27 protein-coding genes, 1 other RNA gene and 1 pseudogene are annotated in these 23,975 nt (G+C 29.2%); 13 read left to right on the forward strand and 16 right to left on the reverse strand.

Translation table 11 applies throughout. From position 1 onward, the window contains the following. Positions 1-292 (reverse strand): hypothetical protein (locus tag QNK89_RS02270; protein ID WP_340169350.1); only part of this gene is annotated, 292 nt, incomplete at its 3' end. A gap of 170 nt (positions 293-462) precedes the next feature. Here QNK89_RS02270 and pdxH point away from each other — a divergent pair. The 5 genes from pdxH (at position 463) to QNK89_RS02295 (ending at position 5,353) form a co-directional block, all read left to right on the forward strand. Further along, positions 463-1,110 (forward strand): pyridoxamine 5'-phosphate oxidase, encoded by a 648-nt coding sequence (gene pdxH / locus QNK89_RS02275; RefSeq protein WP_340169351.1) that lies wholly within the window; start codon positions 463-465, stop codon positions 1,108-1,110. 10 nt (positions 1,111-1,120) lie between these two features. Continuing rightward, complete coding sequence (locus QNK89_RS02280) at positions 1,121-1,600, forward strand: histidine phosphatase family protein (protein WP_340169352.1); 480 nt, start codon at positions 1,121-1,123, stop codon at positions 1,598-1,600. A 40-nt stretch (positions 1,601-1,640) separates the two neighbouring features. Continuing rightward, positions 1,641-3,701: a polyphosphate kinase 1 gene (gene ppk1 / locus QNK89_RS02285; protein WP_340169353.1), complete on the forward strand. Its 2,061-nt coding sequence runs from the start codon at positions 1,641-1,643 to the stop codon at positions 3,699-3,701. Continuing rightward, the gene (locus QNK89_RS02290; RefSeq protein WP_340169354.1) at positions 3,701-4,606 is read left to right on the forward strand and encodes an exopolyphosphatase; all 906 of its coding nucleotides are present in this window, start codon (positions 3,701-3,703) and stop codon (positions 4,604-4,606) included. The genes ppk1 and QNK89_RS02290 overlap by 1 nt, the downstream gene beginning before the upstream one ends. Before the next feature lie 171 nt (positions 4,607-4,777). Further along, complete coding sequence (locus QNK89_RS02295) at positions 4,778-5,353, forward strand: porin family protein (protein ID WP_340169355.1); 576 nt, start codon at positions 4,778-4,780, stop codon at positions 5,351-5,353. Between the two features lie 88 nt (positions 5,354-5,441). Here the strand turns inward: QNK89_RS02295 and QNK89_RS02300 are convergent, their stop codons facing one another. From QNK89_RS02300 to dnaX, 3 genes are all read right to left on the reverse strand, one after another. Next, a complete protein-coding gene (locus tag QNK89_RS02300; protein WP_340169356.1) occupies positions 5,442-6,023 on the reverse strand; it encodes a tRNA-(ms[2]io[6]A)-hydroxylase in 582 nt (193 codons plus the stop codon). Positions 6,024-6,161: 138 nt separating this feature from the next. Beyond that, entirely contained in the window at positions 6,162-6,362 is a 201-nt protein-coding gene (locus tag QNK89_RS02305; protein WP_340169357.1) for a GIY-YIG nuclease family protein, read from the reverse strand. Positions 6,363-7,028: 666 nt separating this feature from the next. Beyond that, positions 7,029-8,759, reverse strand: coding sequence for a DNA polymerase III subunit gamma/tau (dnaX, locus tag QNK89_RS02310; RefSeq protein ID WP_340169358.1), 1,731 nt, complete (start codon positions 8,757-8,759; stop codon positions 7,029-7,031). Positions 8,760-9,058: 299 nt separating this feature from the next. Between dnaX and rnpB the strand changes: the two genes are divergently transcribed. Further along, an RNA gene (rnpB, locus tag QNK89_RS02315) (RNase P RNA component class A) lies at positions 9,059-9,360 on the forward strand. 62 nt (positions 9,361-9,422) lie between these two features. Here rnpB and rsmD read toward each other — a convergent pair. From rsmD to QNK89_RS02330, 3 genes are read right to left on the reverse strand one after another with little or no spacing between them, the layout of a single operon-like run. Then, complete coding sequence (gene rsmD, locus QNK89_RS02320) at positions 9,423-9,980, reverse strand: 16S rRNA (guanine(966)-N(2))-methyltransferase RsmD (RefSeq protein WP_340169359.1); 558 nt, start codon at positions 9,978-9,980, stop codon at positions 9,423-9,425. After that, complete coding sequence (locus QNK89_RS02325; RefSeq protein ID WP_340169360.1) at positions 9,980-10,798, reverse strand: DUF3822 family protein; 819 nt, start codon at positions 10,796-10,798, stop codon at positions 9,980-9,982. Before QNK89_RS02325 ends, rsmD begins: the two co-directional genes overlap by 1 nt. Then, positions 10,779-11,516, reverse strand: coding sequence for a hypothetical protein (locus tag QNK89_RS02330; RefSeq protein WP_340169361.1), 738 nt, complete (start codon positions 11,514-11,516; stop codon positions 10,779-10,781). Before QNK89_RS02330 ends, QNK89_RS02325 begins: the two co-directional genes overlap by 20 nt. Before the next feature lie 124 nt (positions 11,517-11,640). On the opposite strand from QNK89_RS02330, the gene QNK89_RS02335 reads away from it, so the two are divergent. From QNK89_RS02335 to QNK89_RS02360, 6 genes and pseudogenes are all read left to right on the forward strand, one after another. Next, positions 11,641-13,068 carry an ATP-binding domain-containing protein gene (locus QNK89_RS02335; RefSeq protein WP_340169362.1) on the forward strand — a complete coding sequence of 476 codons (1,428 nt, stop codon included), beginning with the start codon at positions 11,641-11,643 and terminating at the stop codon, positions 13,066-13,068. Between the two features lie 46 nt (positions 13,069-13,114). Then, positions 13,115-13,681: pseudogene (locus tag QNK89_RS02340) on the forward strand (DUF4126 domain-containing protein). 62 nt (positions 13,682-13,743) lie between these two features. Further along, a complete protein-coding gene (kdsB, locus tag QNK89_RS02345; protein ID WP_340169363.1) occupies positions 13,744-14,487 on the forward strand; it encodes a 3-deoxy-manno-octulosonate cytidylyltransferase in 744 nt (247 codons plus the stop codon). Further along, positions 14,463-15,167, forward strand: a complete 705-nt coding sequence (locus QNK89_RS02350) for an HAD family hydrolase (RefSeq protein ID WP_340169364.1) — start codon at positions 14,463-14,465, stop codon at positions 15,165-15,167. The genes kdsB and QNK89_RS02350 overlap by 25 nt, the downstream gene beginning before the upstream one ends. A 31-nt stretch (positions 15,168-15,198) precedes the next feature. Further along, positions 15,199-16,281, forward strand: coding sequence for an iron-containing alcohol dehydrogenase family protein (locus tag QNK89_RS02355; protein WP_340169365.1), 1,083 nt, complete (start codon positions 15,199-15,201; stop codon positions 16,279-16,281). Position 16,282: 1 nt separating this feature from the next. Beyond that, positions 16,283-16,831, forward strand: a complete 549-nt coding sequence (locus tag QNK89_RS02360) for a 1-acyl-sn-glycerol-3-phosphate acyltransferase (RefSeq protein ID WP_340169366.1) — start codon at positions 16,283-16,285, stop codon at positions 16,829-16,831. On the opposite strand, the gene QNK89_RS02365 is transcribed toward QNK89_RS02360, so the two are convergent. The 9 genes from QNK89_RS02365 to gcvT all read right to left on the reverse strand — a co-directional run bounded on the left by QNK89_RS02365 (position 16,803) and on the right by gcvT (position 23,580). Then, on the reverse strand, positions 16,803-17,318 hold the full coding sequence (locus tag QNK89_RS02365; protein ID WP_340169367.1) for a hypothetical protein: 516 nt from the start codon (positions 17,316-17,318) through the stop codon (positions 16,803-16,805). The genes QNK89_RS02360 and QNK89_RS02365 overlap by 29 nt on opposite strands. Before the next feature lie 161 nt (positions 17,319-17,479). Continuing rightward, positions 17,480-17,791: a hypothetical protein gene (locus QNK89_RS02370; RefSeq protein WP_340169368.1), complete on the reverse strand. Its 312-nt coding sequence runs from the start codon at positions 17,789-17,791 to the stop codon at positions 17,480-17,482. A gap of 365 nt (positions 17,792-18,156) precedes the next feature. Further along, positions 18,157-18,441 carry a hypothetical protein gene (locus tag QNK89_RS02375; protein WP_340169369.1) on the reverse strand — a complete coding sequence of 95 codons (285 nt, stop codon included), beginning with the start codon at positions 18,439-18,441 and terminating at the stop codon, positions 18,157-18,159. A gap of 99 nt (positions 18,442-18,540) precedes the next feature. Beyond that, positions 18,541-19,290, reverse strand: a complete 750-nt coding sequence (locus QNK89_RS02380) for a YebC/PmpR family DNA-binding transcriptional regulator (RefSeq protein WP_340169370.1) — start codon at positions 19,288-19,290, stop codon at positions 18,541-18,543. A gap of 91 nt (positions 19,291-19,381) precedes the next feature. After that, a complete protein-coding gene (locus QNK89_RS02385) occupies positions 19,382-19,678 on the reverse strand; it encodes a 4a-hydroxytetrahydrobiopterin dehydratase (protein ID WP_340169371.1) in 297 nt (98 codons plus the stop codon). Positions 19,679-19,697: 19 nt separating this feature from the next. Next, positions 19,698-20,588 carry a hypothetical protein gene (locus tag QNK89_RS02390; protein ID WP_340169372.1) on the reverse strand — a complete coding sequence of 297 codons (891 nt, stop codon included), beginning with the start codon at positions 20,586-20,588 and terminating at the stop codon, positions 19,698-19,700. Between the two features lie 142 nt (positions 20,589-20,730). Continuing rightward, on the reverse strand, positions 20,731-21,564 hold the full coding sequence (locus tag QNK89_RS02395; protein ID WP_340169373.1) for a sugar nucleotide-binding protein: 834 nt from the start codon (positions 21,562-21,564) through the stop codon (positions 20,731-20,733). Between the two features lie 21 nt (positions 21,565-21,585). Continuing rightward, positions 21,586-22,479, reverse strand: coding sequence for a glutaminase (locus QNK89_RS02400; protein WP_340169374.1), 894 nt, complete (start codon positions 22,477-22,479; stop codon positions 21,586-21,588). A 30-nt stretch (positions 22,480-22,509) separates the two neighbouring features. Next, positions 22,510-23,580, reverse strand: coding sequence for a glycine cleavage system aminomethyltransferase GcvT (gcvT, locus tag QNK89_RS02405; protein WP_340169375.1), 1,071 nt, complete (start codon positions 23,578-23,580; stop codon positions 22,510-22,512). Positions 23,581-23,793: 213 nt separating this feature from the next. Between gcvT and QNK89_RS02410 the strand changes: the two genes are divergently transcribed. Further along, on the forward strand, positions 23,794-23,975 hold a 182-nt coding region (locus tag QNK89_RS02410; RefSeq protein WP_340169376.1), incomplete at its 3' end, for a hypothetical protein.

The raw sequence follows: 23,975 nt of genomic DNA on the forward strand, positions 1-23,975 counted from the left end.
ATGCTTCTTTTAAAGATTTACAACGTTTAATACTGTTTTTGGCAAATTGTTTTTCAATTGAGGCATTCATAAAGTTTGTATTATCATAAGCAACAATTGCAGAGGAGACAATAAAAGTATAATTTTCTTCTAATTTTAACCAGTTTTGGGGATCTACAGAATGATGGTTAACACGATTAGAAATAAAACCTAACTTAGCGTTTTCTCCATAGAACTTAATAATTTCTGGAATTAGCTTTCCAGCCATATTCCAATCAAAATGAATTCCTTCAAAAATTTCAGAAACAATCATTTTATCAAAAAAAAAAGTAGTTACCAAAAGGCATTTCTAACACAAAAGGTTTTGAAGTTTTATAATAATCAGAAAGTTCTGTTTTCATTTTAGAAAGTTAGGGATTAGAAAATTAATAAAATTACTCGAGTAATAAAAAATTAAAACCAATTTATATTATATTGTATGCTATGGAAAAAAATTTAGGAAATTACAGAAAATCATACGAAAAAAGCGAACTACTTTTAAAAGACACACCAGAAAACCCAATAGAGTTGTTTAGATCTTGGTTTAATGAAATAGATGTTCATTTTCCAGAAGATGAAACTAACGCAATGACTATTTCTACTATTGGTTTAAATGGGTTCCCTAAAAATAGAGTAGTACTATTAAAGAAGTTTACTTACGAAGGCTTTATTTTTTATACTAATTACCATAGTGAAAAAGGAAAAGCAATACTTAATAACCCTAAAGTATGTTTATCTTTTTTTTGGGCAGGAGCCGAAAGACAAATAATTATTAAAGGAGAAGCAGAAAAAATTGCAAAAAATTTAAGTGATGGCTATTTTGAGTCTCGACCACGTGGTAGCCAATTAGGAGCAATAGTTTCTAACCAAAGTGAGATTATTGAAAATAGAGCTATTTTAGAGTCTAAATTAAAAGATTTAGAATTAAAATATGAAGGTAAAGAAATAGAAAGGCCAGATTTTTGGGGAGGATTTATTGTGAAGCCAGTTGAAATGGAGTTTTGGCAAGGAAGACCAAACAGACTTCATGATAGAATACATTATAAATTAAATTCAGATTTTGATTGGATTAAAAACCGTTTGGCACCTTAAATTTATTTAAATGAAAACATTGTTACTCGTTAGGCATGCAAAATCATGTTGGAAAAACAATTTACCAGATTTTGATAGGCCAATAAAAAAAAGAGGAATTAAAGATGCTAATCTTATATCTAAAGACTTAGCGGATTTAAGTCCAGATATTATATTGTGCAGTGCTGCCAATAGAACAAGGTTAACTGCAGATATATTTATAAAGAATCTATCTTTAGAAAATGTAAATATCAAGTACTTAAAAGACTTATACGATTTTTCTGGAGAAGCACTTATAGAAGTTATACAAACGATAGATAATTCTTGTAATACTGTAATGGTATTTGGTCACAATTATGCACTAACAAATTTCGTTAATACGTTTGGAAATAAATACGTTGATAATGTAACCACATCTGGCTTTGTAAAAATTAATTTCGATATTAAAAGTTGGAAAAACTTAAGCAAAGGCAAAACGGAAAAAATTGTATTTCCAAAACATTTAAAATAATGCTTGCAATACAATATATTTGTGTTGAAATACCAATAAAATGACAAAAAACTCAAACCAAAATTATACTTATATAAATAGAGAATTAAGTTGGTTGCAATTTAATGGAAGAGTCTTACAAGAAGCTTCAGATGAGAATGTTCCATTAATTGAGCGACTACGTTTTTTAGGTATTTTTTCAAATAATCTAGACGAGTTTTTTAAAGTGCGTTATGCTACAGTTAAAAGAATTGATGAAGCAGGAAAAGCTGGTAAAAATCAACTTGGAGGAATAAAAGCATCAGATTTGCTTGAAATTATTACTAAAATAGTAATTAAACAACAGTCTGAAAGTTTAAGTATTCTTAGTAATATTCAAACTAAGCTAAAAGAAGAAAATATATTTATTGTAAAGGAAAATCAAATTAATGCCAGTCAGAAAAAATTCTTAAAAAATTACTTTATACAAAACGTTAGTCCAGCATTAGTTACAATAATACTAAACGATGAGATTGCACTCCCAAATCTAAAAGATAGTGCAGCATATCTCGCTATTAATATGTCTTTAGAAAGTAATGAAAAGCAATATGCTCTAATAGAGATTTCTAAAAGCATGGACCGTTTTGTAGTACTTCCAAAAGAAGGAAATAAAAACACAATAATAATGCTTGACGATCTTTTGCGTTATTGTTTGGACGATATTTTTAATATTTTCAATTATAAAACTATTTCTGCTCACATGATCAAGATTACAAGAGATGCAGAGCTTGATCTGGAAAGTGACTTAAGTAAAAGTTTTATGGAAAAAATTAGTGATAGTGTTAAAGATAGACAAGATGGTGAACCAGTTCGGTTTGTTTATGATAAAACATTAGACCAAGAAACGCTTAGTTTTTTAATGGGTAAGATGGGAATAGAAAGCTCAGATAGTATTAATCCTGGTGGAAGGTACCACAATAGGCGAGATTACATGAGTTTTCCTAGTTTAGGAAGAACAGATTTACTTTATAGTAAAATAGATGCATTACCAGTAAAAGGTCTTAGTCTTAAAACTAGTATTTTTGAAGCAATTGCAAAAAAAGACTATCTTCAATACACGCCATACCATACATTTACATATACTGTAAAATTTTTAAGAGAAGCTGCTTTAGATCCCAAAGTAAAAACTATAAAAATTACAATATATAGATTAGCACAAATTTCTCATGTTGCAAGTTCACTTATAAATGCTGCTATTAATGGCAAAAAAGTAACGGTCTCTATGGAGATTCAAGCACGTTTTGATGAACAAGCAAATATTGATTATGCAGAACAAATGCAACGTGAAGGCATACAGCTTATTTTTGGAGTACAAGGTTTAAAAGTACACAGTAAAATGTGTTTAATTGAACGAGAAGAAAACAACACAATTGTACGATATGGGTTTATTAGTACAGGTAATTTTAACGAGTCTACGGCTAAAATTTATACAGATTATACGCTTTTTACTGCCAATCAAAAAATATTAAAAAACATAAGTAAAGTATTTAACTTCTTCTCTGTTAATTATAAAGTATACAGATTTAAGGATATTATTACTTCGCCACATTACACAAAAAACGCATTTTTTAAGTTAATTGATAATGAAATAAAGAACAAACAAGCAGGGAAGCCAGCGTATATTCGTTTAAAAATGAATAGTATTTCAAGCTATAAAATGATAGATAAGTTATACCAAGCAAGTAATGCAGGTGTAAAAATAGAAATGATTGTTCGTGGTATATGTTGTCTTGTTCCAGGAATTAAAGGTATGAGTGAAAACATAAAAGTTGTAAGTATCATCGATAAGTTTTTAGAACATACCAGACTTTATCTGTTTTGTAACGATAATAATCCAAAAGTGTATATTTCTTCTGCAGATTGGATGACAAGAAATATAGAAAATAGAGTAGAAGTAAGTTGTCCAATATATGATGAAGAAATTAAGCAAGAGTTAATAGATACTTTTAATATTTGTTGGAAAGACAATGTGAAATCAAGAATTTTAGATAAAAAACAAACAAATGCTTATTATAGAAATGAAAATGAAAAAGTAAGGGCACAATTTGAAACTTATAACTATTATAAAAACAAATTAAATTAATGCTAAAAATACTTAAATACGCAGCAATAGATATTGGGTCTAATGCGGTAAGATTGCTTATTTCCAGTATAGTTAAGGAAACTAACAAACCACCTCGTTTTAAAAAAACATCTTTAGTTCGAGTACCAATAAGACTTGGAGCAGATGTGTTTTTAAAAGAAGAAATTTCTGAAGAGAACACAAAGCGTATTTTAGATACTATGTTAGCCTTTAAATTATTAATTAGCACACATAGAGTAGACAAATATAAAGCCTGTGCTACCTCTGCTATGCGTGAAGCTACAAACGGTAAAGAAGTTGTGGATTTAATATTAGAGGCCACAGGTATAACAATAGATATTATTGAAGGAGTAGAAGAAGCCACTATAATTGCTGCTACAGATTTAAATAACTTTATAGATAAAAACAAAACCTACCTTTATGTAGATGTTGGCGGAGGAAGCACAGAATTTTGTGTTATTCATAATGGAGAAAAAATAGCATCAAAATCTTTTAAAGTAGGTACAGTTAGACTTTTAAATGATATAGTTAAAAAGGAAACTTGGCAAGAATTGGAACAATGGGTTAAGTTTGAAACCAAGGCTTTTGAAACTATTGAAGTTATAGGTTCTGGAGGAAACATTAATAACATATTTAAATCCTCTGGTAAAGCCTCAGGTAAGCCGCTTACATACTTTTATTTAACCTCTTATTATAACAAATTACAAAGCTACTCTTACGAAGAAAGAATTACAGAACTTAATTTAAATCAAGATAGAGCAGATGTAATTATTCCTGCAACTCGTATCTATTTATCTGCAATGAAATGGAGTAGAGCAAAAGATATTTATGTACCAAAAATAGGTTTAGCAGATGGTATTATTAAAAGCATATATTTTGATACAGTCCAAAGTAACACACAATAAACTATTGTAATTATATTAGAGAAATCTTCTATAATTAATGTAGTTTGCCCAACAAAAAGACACTTCATCTTATTGCAAAACACTTTTTTGCAATAATTCTTTATTTAGAAAAAAAAAATTATATTTGTTATTATAAAAATAACCAACTTTAATATTTAATTATTTAATACTATGAGAAAAACTACTTTATTACTAGCTTTCTTGCTTGTGTCTCTTTTTGGGTTTTCACAAAACGCACTTTATGGAGTTAGAGCAGGAATCAACATATCTGATTTAAATTTCGAAGAAGAAGATGGATTGGTTATGCCAGATCATTCACATAGAAATGGTTTTGCTATTGGTTTTTTTGGAGATTATAAATTATCGGATAACATAGGATTATTAGTTGAACTTCAATTTTCTGCAGAAGGCTCTAAAGAAAAGTACGATCAAATAGATCAAGAGAGTGGTTATAGTCCTGAGTCTTTACGTTTAGATTTTGTACAAATACCAATAATGGCGAAAATAAAATTAAACGATAAATTATCTTTAGGTTTAGGACCACAAGTAGGGCTTAAAGTTCATGCTTACGAAGATAGCTTTAGAAACATTCACTTTTCTGGTATCGCTGGATTAGAGTATATGATTTCTGATGAGTTCTTTTTAGATATAAGATACTCTCATGGTTTTACAAACATTTTTGATGATAATGTAGGTGTTAAAGCAACAAACGAAAATATACAAATAGGATTTGGATTAAAAATATAATCTAAACACTTATAAATTAAAAACCTCCAAAATAAAATTTTGGAGGTTTTTTTATGCGCTATTACTATCAATAATTTTTTGCTAATTTTTAGCCATGTATAGTTTCGCTTTTACTTAAATCTTTCATAATATCAGCTTCAAAATCAAGTAGTGCTTGCCATTTTTCGTCAACTTCTTTTCTTTCTCCATATTGTCTAGCAAAACCTAAAAACATTGTGTAATGGTTTGCTTCACTCACCATTAGTTTTCTGTAAAACTCAGCTAAGGTTTTATCTTCTAATTCCTCACTAAGCAATCTAAAACGTTCACAGCTTCTTGCTTCTATTAAAGCGGCATAAAGTAGCCTATGTACTAGTTGTGTTGTTCTACTACCTCCTTTTGGAAAAAACTGTAGTAATTTAGCAACATATAAATCTTTTCTATCTCGCCCTAAAACCCAACCATTTTTCAAAATTAAATCGTGCACCATTTTAAAATGGCTAATTTCTTCTTTAACTAATGCAACCATTTCCTGAACTAAGTCAGTATATTCTGGAAAACTTACTATTAACGATATAGCAGTACTTGTAGCTTTTTGCTCGCAAAACGCATGGTCTGTTAAAATGTCTTCAATATTTTTTTCTACTATGTTTACCCAACGTGGATCTGTTGGTAGTTTAAGTCCTAGCATAATATTTTATAGGTTTTAGTCATTTCGACGATAGGAGAAATCACATTATTTGAGTATTTAAGTTCTCCCACTTTGGATTAAAATTACTAATTAAATTATTTTTCTTTTCTCTTCTCTATTTTTTTAAAGTCTTCTTTCTTAAAATGGCATCTTTTGAATATTCAAAGCCTTCGTATAAACTAAATAGATACAATTATATTTACCTGCAAATGACAGTTTCGCATTTTGAATATCAAAATAATGTTGCGCGATTCTTTTTTGAATATTATTGGTAACACCAATATATAAGGTTGTTCTGTACCCGTTTGCAATAATATATACAAAATAGTTGTAGAACATATGTTTGTTTTCTTAATAATGCGATTTCTCCTATCGTCGAAATGACTAGTATATTAGTTAAATGAAGAATCAGGCTCCGTTTTATTTTCAAAAACCTTGAAGCTATCAATATCATCTATTTCTAACAAATAATATTTGAATTCATTATTTAAATGATTTTTGAAGGAAAAAGAAAATGTAACTTTATTTGCAACATAAGTGTCATTATAGGTAATATATGCTTCAGTTAAAACATAGTTTTTCAAATTATTACTTGTATTATTTAGATTCTCAACAAAGAAACTATTGTTTATAGTTTTGGAAAAAATTTGTTTTTCATTTTTTTATAGAAATATTTATAATATTATTTCTATAAAATAATTTATTTGACAATGAATTTTTCTCTGAAAATTTCAATATGGAATTTTCCATATCTACATAATATTTTACTTTCACTTTAAAACCATTACTTAAAAGTGTATCTGTTATCACTTCTGAATATTGTTCTGGAATATACTTCGTACTTTCAGAAAATGAATCTAATAACTTATGTTCCTTTAAAATATCAGTATTAGACATATGTCCACGTTCCTTTACCGTCACACACTAAAAATATAATACTTACAATAAATAAAAGAAATAAAATTTGTTTCATTTTTAAAATATAATTAGTGATTTAAGTCTGTTTTAAAGGTCTAAATCAAACGTTCTACGTAGTAATTCTATATTAGGATTTTTCTCCTTTAGTTTAACGTACTTCTCTTCAGAAGTGTAAGCAAATTTCTTTTGCATTTCTTCATTAACTTCAATTGCTAGACTTATATCATAATTACTTAGTGTTTTTCTTAGGTATTGTAATAAATCAAACGACTGTCGTTCTACTTCAACCTTATTTGTAGAATTAGGGAAGGTTAAGTGTATTGTTGTATCTTTTAAAGTCGGTTTATCTATAGAAAGTATTGCAACCAAATTCATTTTACCTTCGGCTTCAATTATAGAAATAAAAGTATTCCAAGCCTCTGTTAACTCGTCTTGCGTAAAAGTTTCTCTGGGCAAATCTTCTTCATCAATAACAACATCCATTTGCCTTATTTCATGATCTTTTTTTGCACGAATACTACTTAAAGATAATCCAGAAGTTCGTTTTGTATTACTATTTAAAACAATTTTGGGTTTGCTAGTAACAGCAGTTTCAACAGGTTTGGAAATAGTTTTAGTAACAGTTTCTATTTTTTGTTCTAATACTTTGTTTGGTTGTTGTGTTTTAACTTCTGAAGGTTTCTTTATTTGTAAAGGTGTAATACCAACACGTTTAAAGTAAGTAGGTGGAATTATGAACCGACTATTATTTTTTTTTTCTCCATCAAAAGTGATAGAGGCTAGCTGCATTAAACAAAGTTCAACGAGAAGGCGTTGGTTTTTGCTGGACTTAAATTTTAAGTCGGTCTCGTTTGCTAGCGAGATACCTTGCAATAAAAATGCTTGCGATGCTTTTTTAGATTGTTCTAAGTATTTTGCTTTGGTTTGGTCTCCTACTTCTAGAAGCTCTATTGTTACTGGGTTTTGGCAAACCAATAAATCTCTAAAATGTGAAGCCAATCCCGCAACATAATGGTGTCCATCGAAACCTTTAGAGAGTGTTTCGTTAAACTGAAGTAATAATTCTGGAATTTTATTTTCAAGCATATGATCTGTACTTGTAAAGTAGGTTTCGTAATCTAAAACATTTAAATTTTCTGTAACCGCTTGTCTTGTTAGTTCTTTTCCAGAAAAGCTAACTACACGATCAAAAATAGACAATGCATCACGCATTGCTCCATCTGCTTTTTGAGCAATAATATGTAAAGCATCATCATCTGCAGTTACACCTTGTTCTTTTGCAATATATTTAAGATATGCTTTAGCGTCCTTTACAGTTATACGTTTAAAATCGAAAATCTGACAACGTGATAAAATAGTAGGTATTATTTTATGTTTTTCTGTAGTGGCTAGAATAAAAACACAATGCTTTGGTGGCTCTTCTAATGTTTTTAAAAACGCATTAAAAGCTGCTTGAGACAACATATGTACTTCATCTATAATATAGACTTTGTATTTTCCTACTTGAGGAGGAATGCGCACTTGGTCTGTTAGACTTCTAATATCGTCTACAGAATTGTTTGACGCTGCATCCAACTCAAAAATATTAAACGCATAATCTTCTTCACCAGTTTCTGTACCATCGCTATTAATCATTTTAGCGAGTATACGTGCACAACTGGTTTTACCAACACCACGAGGACCTGTAAATAAAAGCGCTTGTGCTAAATGGTTGTTTTCTATGGCATTAAGTAAAGTGGTTGTAATAGCAGTTTGCCCAACAACGTCGTTAAACGTTTGTGGTCTGTACTTTCGTGCTGATACTACAAAGTGTTCCATTTTTATTAAAAAGTGTTTCGTTAACGAATAACAAATTTAAAAAACAAGATTAGAATTCAAGAGTTTGAATTCGAAATTTAAAAGTACTTATTAACAAAATCCTATAATTAACAACTTTTAAATTGCTTGACATTGTCCAAAAAATAGTAGAACTTCGTTTAACATCTAATAAAAAACATTAAAACGATTTTTTATTAACGCATTAAACGAACATTAAATAAATTCTTGAATAAAATAATTTTTTTTTAATTAAAGCCTCATAATTATAAACCTAAACTTGTTTGTTGTAATTTTGTAAGTAAGTAAATTGCCTTATCGCGTCTTATTTATAAGATGAGGAAAGTCTGGACACCAAAGTGCAATATAGTGGTTAACAGCCACCAGCCGTGAGGTTAGGAAAAGTGCAACAGAAAGTATGTACAGGTTATGCTGTAGTGAAACCAGGTAAACTCTATATGGTGCAATGTCATGTAAACTAGCGTTTGAGTGTGCACGCACGAGCTAGAGGGTAGGCAGCTAAAGTGTGTTGGTAACAACTCATGTAGATAAATGATAAGGGCTCGCAAGAGTACAGAATCCGGCTTATAGATTTACTTAAATAAACAAGTCCTTTGAAAATTTCAAAGGACTTTGTTTTTTATATAAATTTACTATTTATAAATTTTATTCTTCTTCATCGCTACTAGTTAGTTTATAGAAACTAAACATGTTACCACCATAACTTTTAGAATGGCTATAATTTTCTAGATGAGATATGTCTGTATGTTTCGAGTGCTCTACTATTAATAGACCATTAGCCTCTAATAAATTGTTTTTAAATACAAGTTCTGGAATTTTAGAGAATGCTTCAACTGAAAAATCATAAGGAGGATCGGCAAAAATTATGGTTGCCTTTGTTTTACTAAGCTCTAAAAATTTAAAAACATCACTTTTTATGGTTTGTATATTCATCTCGAAACTCTCTGCAGTTTCATTTATAAATTTAATACACCCAAAATTTTGATCTACGCAAGTAATGTTTTCTGTACCACGAGATGCAAACTCATAACTAATGTTTCCAGAGCCAGCAAATAACTCTAATACAGAAATTGCATCAAAATAATAAAGGTTGTTTAAAATATTAAACAACGATTCTTTAGCCATATCTGTTGTTGGCCTAATAGGTAGTTTTTTTGGAGCTGTAATTTTTCTGCCTTTAAATTCTCCTGATATTATGCGCATTAAAAACGAGTTAAAAGTGTAAAATTTGAATGTTTATTTTCTGTGCCATCAACTATAATAGAATGGTCTCTGCTACCAAAACTAATATGTCTTACGTATTTGTACAGTATATTGTAAAGCTCATTATTTAGAGTAATATTTCCAAGCAATACGGTCTTAATTACTTCTGGATTGAATTGTAATTGTTCTATTGTAAATAATACATAATATATAAAATCTTCTGCTGTGTGGTATTCAAAAGCATTATAAAGTGTTAAGCTTCCTGCTTTTGTTGCTATTATTTCAAAATGCGTAGCATTTACATGGATGTAGAGCTTATTGTCTTTTGCATTTTTTTCTTGAGATAAAATCTCTTCAATTAAAATGGTAGAGTAGTGCTTGTAGGTAAAATTTCCAAAACGATCGTATATGTAGTTATTTACATTTACATAAGGAACGTAAACGTTAATGGTGTCGTTTATTGTTATGGTATCGAAAGTTATAAAATCGGTTTTAAGAATTTTAGAATTAAGTTTTAAATAATCTGCAATCGCTTCTTCGTTAAATAGAGGTTTAGGTACTAAAGTCGCTAAATCGTTTACATGTATTACTTGAATAGTATCAAAACCATCATCTAACCATTCTTTTGTATTGAAAGCATCTTTAATAGCGTCTAATAATTCGTAAGGAGTCGCTTTTTTATCAAAAATAAGATGTTCAATTTTTACAACCGAATGCTCAAGAGCATTTAGTATACAAAAAGAAAGTCCATTCAAACTTATTTGAATGGACAATACTTTATGTGTTATATGTTTATTATTAGTTTTTAATTGGGTCATAAACTTTAGGCCAGTTACCATTTACTTTAACTTCTTCCATAGAGCCAATTTTAATGGCATCACCATTAATTTCTTCTACAGAAAATACGCTTTCTTCTTTCTTTACTAAATCTTTTGGTTGATCGTGTAAAATATCTTTTTTCCAAGCTACAGCTTCAAAAACTGGAAGTTTTTTGTCTTCTTCTCCAACTTCACCTGCTTTTAATTCAAACTTAGTTCCTTCTTTTGCAAAAGGAATATTCATCATTGTTTTATAACGATTAGATTGTTTGAAAAGAGAATCTCTTACTGGAACAAAATCTAAAGTATCTACAATTGTTATCTCTTTAGTATATTTAATACCACCATAAGCTTTTGTTTTTTCTTCATCTAGTACTGTAGAATCTCTTCGCTCTATAATAGCAAACTTACCAGTTTCGATAAATTTAACTAAGCTATCATAACTACCTGTAAAATCTCCTTTAACTTCTTTATATGCTAATTCAGAATCTCTAATATCTACAAGTTTCTCTATTACTTCAGCATAACGTTCTTGTTTAATATTGTGAAACTTAATTTCGTTATAAACAGACATAAAGGTAAAATACCCTAAAACAAAAATAAGTATCCAAAGTATGATAGTTAATGGTGCTTTTAATTTAGAAGGAATATACTTGTCTATTATCCAAACAATTCCAACAGTAAGAAGAATTACAACTATTACTCCAATTATTATCATGATTTTATTAATTTATTTAGTTAATGGTCTAACGCAAATCTACAATTTTTTTTTGTTCGTAAAAACCAATAATAGTAAAAATCATTTATATCTTTGATTTATTATTAAAATTCTTATTTGCTTAATGACGTCATCACAATTTTATTCCCTTATAAAACAGCATTTTCCGTTTAAACCAACCGCAAAACAAGATATATTATTATTACAACTTTCCGAATTTATTTTTAAAGATAATGATAATGACCTTTTTTTATTAAAAGGATATGCAGGAACAGGAAAAACTACCATTATTGGTACAATTGTTAATAATTTATGGCATGCTAAAAAAAGTGCAGTACTAATGGCACCAACAGGAAGAGCAGCAAAAGTTATTAGTAATTATTCTAAAAAAGAGGCCTTTACAATACATAAAAAAATATATTTTCCGAAAAAAGAAAAAGGAGGAGGCGTAAAATTTGTATTACAACCAAATAAGCATAAAAACACCATTTTTATTGTTGATGAAGCTTCTATGATACCAGATGCGCCTTCAGATTCAAAATTATACACAAATGGATCTTTACTAGATGATTTAATTCAATATGTCTACCAAGGCCATAAATGCAAATTACTTCTTATTGGTGATACAGCACAATTACCACCAGTAAAGCTAGATATAAGTCCAGCATTAGACGAAACCAATTTAAGTCTTACTTATAATAAAGACGTTACCAAAATGGAGCTAGACGAAGTTATGCGTCAAGGTCAAGATTCTGGAATTTTAGAGAATGCAACCTTATTAAGAGAGACCATTGCTAGTTTTTTTTTCGAAAGCTTTCAATTTAATATTAAAGGTTATCCAGACATAATTAGGCTAGTAGATGGTTATGATATTATGGATGCCATAAACGATTCGTATAGTACTTTAGGAAACGAAGAAATGGCAATTATTGTTCGTAGTAACAAACGTGCTAATTTATATAATCAACAAATACGTAGCAGAATTTTATTTAATGAAAATGAATTGTCTTCTGGCGATTATTTAATGGTGGTTAAGAAGAATTACTTTTGGTTAAAACCAACTAGTGAAGCCGGATTTATTGCGAATGGAGATATTGTAGAGGTATTAGAAATATTTAGCATTAAAGAGTTGTATGGTTTTCGTTTTGCAGAAGTTAAAATAAGAATGGTTGATTATCCTAAAATGATGCCTTTTGAAACCTTAGTAATGCTGGATACCATCAATGCAGAAACACCATCTTTACCTTATGAAGATTCTAATAGGCTTTATCAAGAGGTTCAAAAAGATTATGAAAACGAGACAAGTAACTATAAGAAGTTTCTAAAAATTAAAGACAATAAACATTTTAATGCATTGCAAGTTAAATTCTCTTATGCTATTACGTGTCACAAATCTCAAGGTGGACAATGGAATACAGTGTTTGTAGAACAACCCTATTTACCAGAAGATATCAATCGCGATTATTTAAGATGGCTTTATACAGCAGTAACTAGAGCACAAGAAAAGCTGTATTTAATAGGTTTTAAAGATGATTTTTTTGAAACTGATTAGAATAGCTTTACATTTATATACTTTACAATTTATTACAGATTAAATAATGACAATGGAAACCATAATTAGTATTTGTCTTGGAATAGGATTAGCTGCATCAGTAGGTTTTAGAGTATTTGTTCCATTATTTGCATTAAGTTTAACTGCCTATTTTGGTGGTTGGGAGTTAAATGAATCTTAGCAATGGATAGGAAGCCTCTCTGCATTAATTATTTTAGGTATGGCTACTATAGTAGAAATTTTTGCCTATTATATATCTTATGTTGATAATCTATTAGACTCTGCTGCAATACCACTTGCTGCTATTGCAGGAACAGCAGTAATGGTATCTACAGTAGCAGATTTAAGTCCTGTAATTACTTGGGCATTAGCAATAATAGCAGGAGGAGGAACTGCAGCAGCAGTTGCAGTTACAACAAGCGCAACTAGATTAGCATCTACAGTAAGTACAGGTGGTATAGCAAATCTTGTTGTTTCTACTGTAGAAACAGGAACAACTTTAGTGGTTTCTGCTATTTCTATTCTATTCCCAATTGTGGCAATATTTTTAGTAATCATTATTTTAATCATTATATTTAAGCTTTATAAAAAGTTTAAATCTGCCAAGGCTTAATTTACATTAAAAAATTATATTTTTGAATGTTCAATAATTGTATAAATACTTCAGTTTTATAAATGAAAATAATTGCAATGATTCCAGCACGTTACAGTGCTTCTCGTTTTCCAGGCAAGCTAATGCAAGATTTGGAAGGAAAACCTGTTATTACCAGAACTTACGAGGCTACAGTTGCTACTAATTTATTTGATTATGTAGTAGTTGTAACAGATAGTGCTATTATTTTTAAAGAAATTGAAAGCATTGGTGGAAAAGTAGTGATGAGTATTAAAGAGCATGAATGTGGAAGCGACCGTATTGCAGAAGCTGTAGAGTTCATGGATGTTGATATTGTTGTTAATGTTCAAGGAGATGAACCTTTTACAGAAGTAGATTCGCTAAGAAAACTAATACATGTTTTCGAAAATGATGACGAAAAGGAAGTTGATTTAGCATCTTTAATGGTAAACATTACAGATTTAGAAGAAATAAATAATCCTAATACAGTTAAAGTAATTGTAGACCAGAAAGATTTTGCACTTTACTTTTCACGCAGCCCAATACCTTTTCCAAGAGATAAAACTGTAGAAACAAAGTATTACAAGCATAAAGGCGTTTATGCTTTTAGAAAAAAAGCACTTTTAGATTTTTACCGCTTACCAATGTTGGTATTAGAGGCTTCAGAAAAAATAGAATGCATACGCTATTTAGAGTATGGTAAGCGTATAAAAATGGTAGAAACAAATGTTCAAGGTGTAGAAATTGATACTCCAGAAAATTTAGAAAAAGCAAAAAAACTTTGGAAGCAAATTACAAATACATAAAAGTTATCGGTTTTGATGCTGATGATACACTTTGGGTTAATGAAACCTATTTTCGTGATGCAGAAACAAAGTTTGCAAAATTATTAAGCAGATTTGAAACTGAAAATAAAATAGACCAAGAACTCTTTAAAATGGAGATGAAAAACCTTCCTGTTTATGGTTACGGTGTAAAAGGTTTTGTTTTATCTATGGTAGAAATGGCTTTAGAATTGTCTAATAATACTGTTTCTAATAAAACAATATTAGAGATTTTAGAAATTGGAAAAGAGATGATAAATAAGCCTGTAGAATTATTAGATGGAGTAGAAGAAGTGCTTAAAAAATTATCTGGAAAATATAGATTAATTGTTGCAACAAAAGGCGATTTATTAGACCAAGAACGTAAGCTTGAAAAGTCTGGATTGTTAGATTATTTTCATCACATTGAAGTTTTAAGTGACAAAAAAGAAGAAAATTATAGTAGATTACTAAAACATTTAGATATTAAACCTGAAGATTTTTTAATGATAGGAAACTCGCTTAAGTCTGATGTTTTACCTTTAGTAGCAATAGGAGCAAAGGCAATTCATATTCCTTTTCATACCACTTGGGCTCATGAAGAAGTAGAAGTCAATGCTAATAAATCTAAAAGTTACAAAACACTTAAAAATTTAAGTGAAGTAATTTCAGTTTTAAATTAGAAAACAATATTTTACAATTACAAATAATTAAATGAGTTATAAGAATTTTCCAATGGTGTCCAGAGTAGTATTTGGACGTGGTAGTTTTAATCAATTAGAAAAGATTCTTTCTCCTAAAAGGTTAAATACCATAGCACCATTTATATATTTTGTGGACGATGTTTTTAAAGGTAACGCTTGGTTAACTTCAAGAATACCATTGTCTTATGACGATAAATTAATTTATGTCTCTGCTGCAGAAGAACCTAAAACATCTCAAATAGATGAGCTTGTAGAGCATATAATACTTAATTATAAAGAATTGCCTTCTGGAATTATAGGAATTGGAGGAGGAAGCGTGTTAGATATTGCAAAAGCAGTTTCTATAATGCTTACTAACGATGGAGACTCTAAAAACTATCAAGGTTGGGATATTGTTAAAAACTCAGCTGTATATCATGTAGGAATACCTACAATTTCTGGAACAGGAGCAGAAGTTTCAAGAACTACAATTTTAACAGGTCCAGAAAGAAAGTTAGGCATAAATAGTGATTTCACACCATTCGATCAAGTTGTTCTAGATCCAGAATTAACAAAAGATGTACCTAAAGACCAGTGGTTCTATACAGGAATGGACTGTTTTGTACATTGTGTAGAATCTTTAAATGGCACTTTTTTAAATGCTTTTAGTAAAACATATGGAGAAAAAGCCTTTACACTTTGTAAGGAAATTTTCCTTGAAGATAATTTAAGTCCTCAAGAATCTCAAGACAAACTGATGATGGCAAGCTGGCATGGAGGAATGAGTATTGCCTATTCTCAAGTTGGTGTAGCTCATGCATTAAGTTATGGTTTAGGCTATTTATTAGGTGTAAAACACGGTATAGGAAACTGTATTGTTTTCGATCATTTAGAAGACTATTATCCAAAAGGTGTTGTTTTGTTTAAAAAAATGAAAGAAAAGCATGATATTATTTTGCCTCAAGGTTTATGTAAAGACCTTTTAGACAAGGAGTTAGATATCATGATTAATGTTGCTTTAAGTTTAGAACCTCTTTGGGAAAACGCTATTGGTAAACAATGGAAAAAAACAATTACAAGAGAGAAACTAAAAGCACTCTACCAAAAAATGTAATATGCGTTGGTTAGCCAAGTTTATATACTTTAAATTACTAGGATGGAAAATAGTAGGAAACATTAATTTCTCTAAAGATACTATTAAAAAATCTGTAATAATTGCTGTTCCTCATACGAGTTGGCACGACTTTTATATTGGTGTTTTATTAAGAAAAACTGCTGGTGTTAAAACAAATTTTGTTGGTAAAAAAGAATTATTTAAATGGCCTTTTGGATTGTATTTTAGGTCTATTGGAGGTAGAGCTTTAGATAGAACTTCTGGGCAAAATAAAGTTAAAGCTATTGCAAAACTATTTGAAACAGATGATGAGTTTAGATTAACTCTAGCACCTGAAGGCAAAAGAAAAAAAGTAGAAGAATGGAAAACAGGTTTCTACTACATTGCCAAAACGGCAAATGTGCCTATTATTATGTTTACTTTAGATTTTAAAAATAAACAAAACACAATTTCAGAGCCCTTTTATCCTACAGACAATGTGGAAGAAGATTTTAAATTCATGCATGCTTTTTACAAAGGTGTTATTGGTAAGAAGCCAGAATATTCTTAACTATTTTTATTAAATTTTCAATACTTTTTTTCTCGTCTGTATGTATAGGGAACTTTTTCTTTTTAAGCATTGAATTGTTAGTTAATAAAAAAGAAGTAAACTTATTAGGATAACGGTTAATGTAACTCCAGTAACAATTGTTGTTTTTTGCTTTTTTTAATGTTCTATTATTATCACTATAACTATGAATAAAAATAGAAGACTTTCTATTTATAGAATCAGTAGTTATATCATTAAGAATAGAAAATACTAACGTTTTATTCTTCTCTTCTAGAAAACCATAGGCTCTTTTAGACTTTAATATATTTATAGTTAGAGTATCGGTTTTTGTTTTCTCTATATAGAATTTATAGGTGCTTGCAGCCTTAAATTCTTCTTTGGTTATGGTTAAACTATCTGTATTTAAATATACTATTCTACTTTTTTGGGCAAACCCATTTTGTAGCATTATTAATAAGAAAAAGAATAAAATGAGTTTTTTAGGCATCTGGTTTTAATTAAATATGGCATTAGCAATAGCAAATAAAATAATAATTAATAGTATTATACCAGCAGTTATAATTCTAAACTTATAATAGCCTGATATAGTGTTCCAAAATTTGTTGTTTATCATTATTTTTAACCTTCAATTTATCCTTAAATTTTACCCTACATTATTTCTACTAACTCTTTAGTAAGCTTATTAATAATGTATTCATTTTCTATAGCATTATTAAATAAAGTATTGTATTTGTTTTCACTATTTAAAGAGTTAAAAATAATGGATTCTCCATCATATTCCCAATTTCCATTATCTGTTTCTAGAAGTTCTAGAATTCCATTTATATTTTCCCCGTAGTTAATGTGTGCATCTATATACGTAATAAATACAGGTGTTTGTATAGCGTCTTTAGTTGTTAGGCCTTTAATAAAACCTTTGTAAGCATTATTATTTTTATCTATGTTTTTGGTTTTATCCATTAGATAGGCGAACCTATTTTCTATAGATAGCTTATAACTTTTAGATTCGTTTATATAGTTTTTTGTTTTTGATAGCTAAATTCTTCTTTATTATTTAAGAGTGTTAAATCTAAAATTCTTGTGTCTGTAAATTTATTGTAACTATTATTCCATGAAATATTAACACTATCTGCTTTATTAAAATGAGTTTTAAGAACTAGAAAGGCTTTTTTGTCTCGCCATTTGTAGTTTTAATAATAGCATCTAGAGCGTTTTTTATACTGTAAGATAGTTCTTGATAATTATTATCTGTAGAATCTGGATGAGCTAGTGTTTTTTCTTTGTAATTGGATATGTCGTTTTTCCATATCTTCTATAGGCTTTTGTTATTCTTTAGAAAGCCTTCCAATTTGTCCTAACGTACTTAATAATAAAATAGAAAGCACCACATTAAAAGTAGTTGTTCCACCGTTTTCTTTTCTACCTAGAATATACCAGAATAATAAAGCAAATAAGGTAGGAAAAGCTATAACGGTTAGAATTGTACCAATACTATAACCTATAGAAAAACTATTGAAGCCTCGTATTTTTGTGTTTAAAAAAACGCTTATAAAACTAACTATTAAGCCATATATAATATTTGTTTTACTAAGCTTAAAGGGATGTTTCATTTTATTAATTAGGTGTTAGTTTTTGTAGTGTAAAATAAAAACGCTCTTAAACTAAGTTATTATAGAATAAGAGCGGTTTTTAATATTTATGGTTTTTATCTATTCTTCTGCAGTTTCTCCCATTGTATGATATACATTTTGTACATCGTCATCTTCTTCTAGTTTTTCTAAAAGCTTTTCTACATCTTCTACTTGTTCTTTAGATAATGCTTTTGTTACTTGAGGTATCCGCTCGAAACCAGAAGAAATAATTTCTAATGTATTATCTTCTAAATACGATTGAATATTTCCAAAACTTTCAAAAGGAGCATAAATAAGAATATAGGTTTGCTCTTCTCCATTTTCATCTTCATCTGTATCTTCAAAAATCTCTTCTACACCATAATCTATAAGCTCTAGTTCTAGTTCTTCCAAATCTAAACCTTCTGCTTTTATTTTAAAGTTACACGTATAATCGAACATAAATACAACAGATCCTGATGTCCCAAGATTGCCATCACATTTATTAAAATAGCTTCTTACATTTGCTACAGTTCTGTTATTATTGTCTGTAGCTGTCTCTACTAATACAGCAATACCATGCAATGCATAGCCTTCAAATAGTACTTCTTTAAAATCGCCTTGATCTTTTTCACTGGCTTTCTTTATTGCACGTTCTACATTATCTTTAGGCATGTTAACAGCCTTAGCATTTTGTATTACTGCTCTTAATCTAGAATTACTGTCTGGATCTGGACCACCTTCTTTAACAGCCATTACAATGTCTTTACCAATGCGAGTAAATGCCTTACTCATGGCGGACCAACGTTTCATTTTTCTTGCTTTACGGAACTCAAAAGCTCTTCCCATAGACGTTATATTTTTATTTCCGCAAAAGCGGATATTTGATTTATTATTTACTTTTTACAAATTTAAAAAAAATGCTGAGCTACAAAAAGGATTATTCATCTTCTTCCTCTTCTACTATTCCTTCTATTGCTAATGCTAATTTAATATCTTTTAATGTAACACCTCCAACATCGTGCGTGGATAGAGTAATATTTAAAACGTTGTAGGTATTAGACCAATCTGGATGATGGTTTAGGGCTTCGCACTCAAAAGCAATTCTACTCATTGCACTAAAGCAATCTTTAAAATTATTGAATTCGTATTCTGTATGGATAGCGTTATCTGCATAATCCCATTCTGGTAATTTTTCTAGATGTTTTTCTATTTCTTGATTTGATAGTTTAGACATTTTTTTTATGTTTTTAATATTATTGATTTACAAAATAAACGAATCCGTTTCCTAATTCATAATAGGTATCTAGCACATTTGGACTAGAAAAGTTAAAAATATATTCATCAGTAAATTCATTACCATGAATATTATTTTCATTTTTTTTAATTATTTTAATGACGTTATTTTTAGATAAATAAGCAGGTCCAAAAAACGGCATATATACAGATACAGCAACAAAGGTGTTTTTAAATGGGTTTTTATTATCATCATAAAAATATTTGTAAGTATAACTTGGAGATGCGTTAGTAAAGGTCTCTAATCTTATAACATTACTAAATGTATCATCATAATAAAATTTTTGTAAACCAAAACTAGATTCTACACCTCTACCATGATGATCGTTATATATTTCTTTTATTTTTCCATTAGGATAATAACCAAAATAGTTTTCTTCTAAAAAGTAGTCGTTATACATAAAGATACTTTTTAAAAGACCATTAAAATTATAATTAAACGTGTAGGTTTTTAGGACTTCAAATTCATTACAAAAATTTTTTCTAGTAGAAACAATAGTGTCAATTAGGTTTTGAGAATTATAATAAAATTGATAAATGTTTTTTTCGCAATTTTGATAGTGTGGAAGAAAAAATGACATTTTAGATATTTTGTTGGTATTATCTATATGTTCAAACTCCAATTTTCGCTCTGTATTACCATTGTTAGATACCAATATAGAATTTATTAACACATCCAATTCTCCTGTTGCAATGTCATTTAAAATAACATCAGGCTCGTCTAACTCAAAGCCTAATTCAAAATGTGTTAATGGAGTGTTTAGGTAGCTAAATTGATCATCTACTTGATTATTATCTTTATCGCAACTTATTAAAATAAAAGGTATTAAAAATAATATTAATCTGTACATAGGTTACTTTTAAAAAATGAATACCGTAAAGTTACTTAAACTAAATCGCAATTTACTAGAGATTAAATAAAAGTAATATTGCTAAAACAATTTCACTAATTCCTATCCCTTTTTTAAGATTAAATATTAACAGTATTACGTTTTAAACTTCTAGTTCTTTAAAGATTTCCTCACTTTGTAATTGTAGATGTTTAGGTAATTTATTGTTTTTAGCTAAAACAGCTAAGTAACGTTCTTCATTAGTTGTATAAACGTTTATAAAGAAAGGTTTAAATTTGCCTAAAGTCTCTATAATTTCTTTTATGAAATCGTTATGGTGAACTAAATCATTACTTCCTAAATGAAAAATGCCAGATTTATTGCGATTAATAATATAATGAATTTGTTGTGTTACTTTTGTGTCTGTTGTAACATTCATTATTAAATTAGGAAATACTTTTATTGGTAATCCTTCTTTTAAAAACGCTTTAATTTCTTTAATTCTTGGCGATTGTGCTCCAAAAACCATTGGTAACCTAATAATTGCAACTTGCTTTTTAGAAATACGTAAGAGCATGTTTTCAATTTTAATTTTAAAATGCCCATAAATACTATGGCTTAAGGTTTTATCTAATTCGTAACTAGGAAATTTACTATAAGCATCAAAAACATTTGCTGAAGATAAAAATAGAAGTTTAGTATTATTAGCTACAATATATTCGCAAATATGTGCATGTGCTATTATTTGAGCCGAAAAATTACCACGAAGCGCAGAGACAATAACTGTAGGTTTTATAATATCTAGAGTCTCGAAAATATCTTCTTCTTCAATATCATATTGAAAATAATGTTGGTTTTTATCAAAACTATAATTATTAGTTCGGTATGTTCCGTAGGTTTTAAAATAAGAGCAAAGCTCTTTATAAATAGCTTCACCTATAAACCCACTAGCTCCTAAAACTAAGATGCGATGTTTTTTGTCTATTTCCTGTTTCATTTAATACTTTAAAAATATATACTAAAAAATAGAACGATTGGTTTTGGTAGTAAATTGCTCTAAAGCTTGCATTCCTATAAGAGAATTCCCTTTTTTATTTAAACCAGGAGCCCAAGTAACAATTACAAAATCGTTTGTTAATAATGCAACAATACCAGCACCAACACCACTTTTTCCAGGCAAACCAACTTCGAAAGCAAATTCTACAGCCTCATCATAAAAACCACAGGTTAGCATAATAGCATTGATTCTTTTAACTTGACTTAAAGTTAGGTGTTGTTTTTTATTTATACAAACACCTCTGTTGTATAAAAGATAAAATGCATTAGCAATTTGCTTGCAAGTCAACTCTAAAGCACATTGATGAAAATAAAAATCGAGAACGATATCTACATCGTTTTTAAGGTTATTATAAGATTTTAAAAGGTTTGCAGTAGCATAATTTGTAAAACCTGTTCGTTGCTCTGAAGCAGCAACGTCTAGATTATAGTTTATAGATTGATCTCCAGAAATAGCTCTAACATAATTTAAAAAATCTTCTTTAGGGTTTTCTAAATATGTTACTAAAATATCTGCAATTACAATTGCGCCAGAATTAATAAATGGATTTCTAGGGATTCCGTTTTCTTGTTCTAATAAAGATAAGTGATTAAATGGGTTGCCAGAAGCTTCTACATCTACACGATTCCATATACTATTATCTTCAAAAATAATAGCTTTAGACAAAGCTAAAACCTTAGAGATACTTTGTATTAAAAACGGTACATTCCAGTCTCCAACAGCATTATTACTTCCGTTTATTTGCTTCACATAAATACCAAAACTAGTATTGTTTTGTTTTGCTAATTCTGGAATATAAGAAGCTACAACGCCTTTTTGTGTTGCAACACTTAAGGTTTTTGTAAATGTCTTCAATTAAACCTTGGAATTCATCCATAAATTTATTTATACTTTATAAAAAGGGAGCTTTACAACAGTTGCTGGTACTGCATTTTTACGTATTTGTATGTTTATTTTGCTATTTACATCTGTAAATACCATTGGTACATAACCTAGACCAATACCTTTACCTAGCATTGGACTCATAGTACCAGAAGTTACTTCACCTATTTTTTTACCTTGTCCATCTACAATATCGTATCCTTGTCTTGGAATTCCACGATCATCAAGTTCGAAAGCAATTAATTTTCGTTCTACACCACGACGTTTTTGTTCTTCTAAAGCATCAGAATTTGTAAAGTCCTTTGTAAATTTTATAATCCAACCTAAGCCAGCTTCTAAAGGCGATGTAGTATCGTTTATATCGTTTCCATAAAGGCAATATCCCATTTCAAGACGTAAGGTATCTCGTGCAGCAAGACCTATTGGTTTTGCTCCTGCTTCTGTTACTTTATCCCAAATTTGTTTTACTTCACTGTTTTTACAATATATTTCAAAACCACCACTTCCTGAATAACCAGTTGCCGAAATAATAGAATGCTCTATTCCTGCGAAATCTCCAACTACAAAATTGTAAAATTTAATTTCTGATAAATCATGGCTAGAAAGTGCTTGCATTTTTGCTATAGCATTTGGACCTTGAATGGCTAAAAGCGAATAGTCTTCGCTTAAATCTTTCATTTCTGCACCAACATCGTTTTTAGATGATATCCAGTTCCAATCCTTTTCTATATTACTAGCATTAACCACTAATAAATATTGCTCTTCTTTAAGTTTATAAATTATTAAATCGTCTACAATACCACAATCATCATTAGGTAAACAAGAATATTGTGCTTTTCCAACGGTTAATTTAGAAGCATCATTACTAGATACTTTTTGTATTAAGGCCAAAGCGTTTGGACCTTCAATTAAAAACTCTCCCATATGAGACACATCAAAAACACCACAATCTGCTCTTACTGCTTCGTGTTCTATGTTTACACCATCATATTGAACTGGCATATTATAACCTGCAAATGGTACCATTTTAGCACCAAGTGCTTCGTGTGTTGCTGATAATGCTGTGTTTTTCATTTAAAATATTATTTTTTGACGTCAAGCGGAATTTTTAAAAATTTGTAAAACAAAAGTATTGAAAATTATTGAGTTGATTTCAATGGCATTCAGATTATAAATAGGTTAATTTTATAGGCTCAATTATATTGATTAATTTTCAGTATTATAAAAACACTAAATACAAATGAAACAACTCTTCACAACACTTATTCTAGTGATGCTGTTTTTAATATGAGTGCTAACCCAAACAGTGCAGATGTATTTATTTACAAATTAAATAATGCTGTTTTAGGGCTTAATGAATACAGTCATAATTCTTTGTTTAATATGTATCCAAATCCAGCAAATGAGTTTGTAAACATTATACACAAATCTAAAAGTGATGTTGTTAAAGTAAATATTTTAGATTTAAC

The organism is Lacinutrix sp., from assembly GCF_037625555.1.
Taxonomy (GTDB): domain Bacteria; phylum Bacteroidota; class Bacteroidia; order Flavobacteriales; family Flavobacteriaceae; genus Lacinutrix.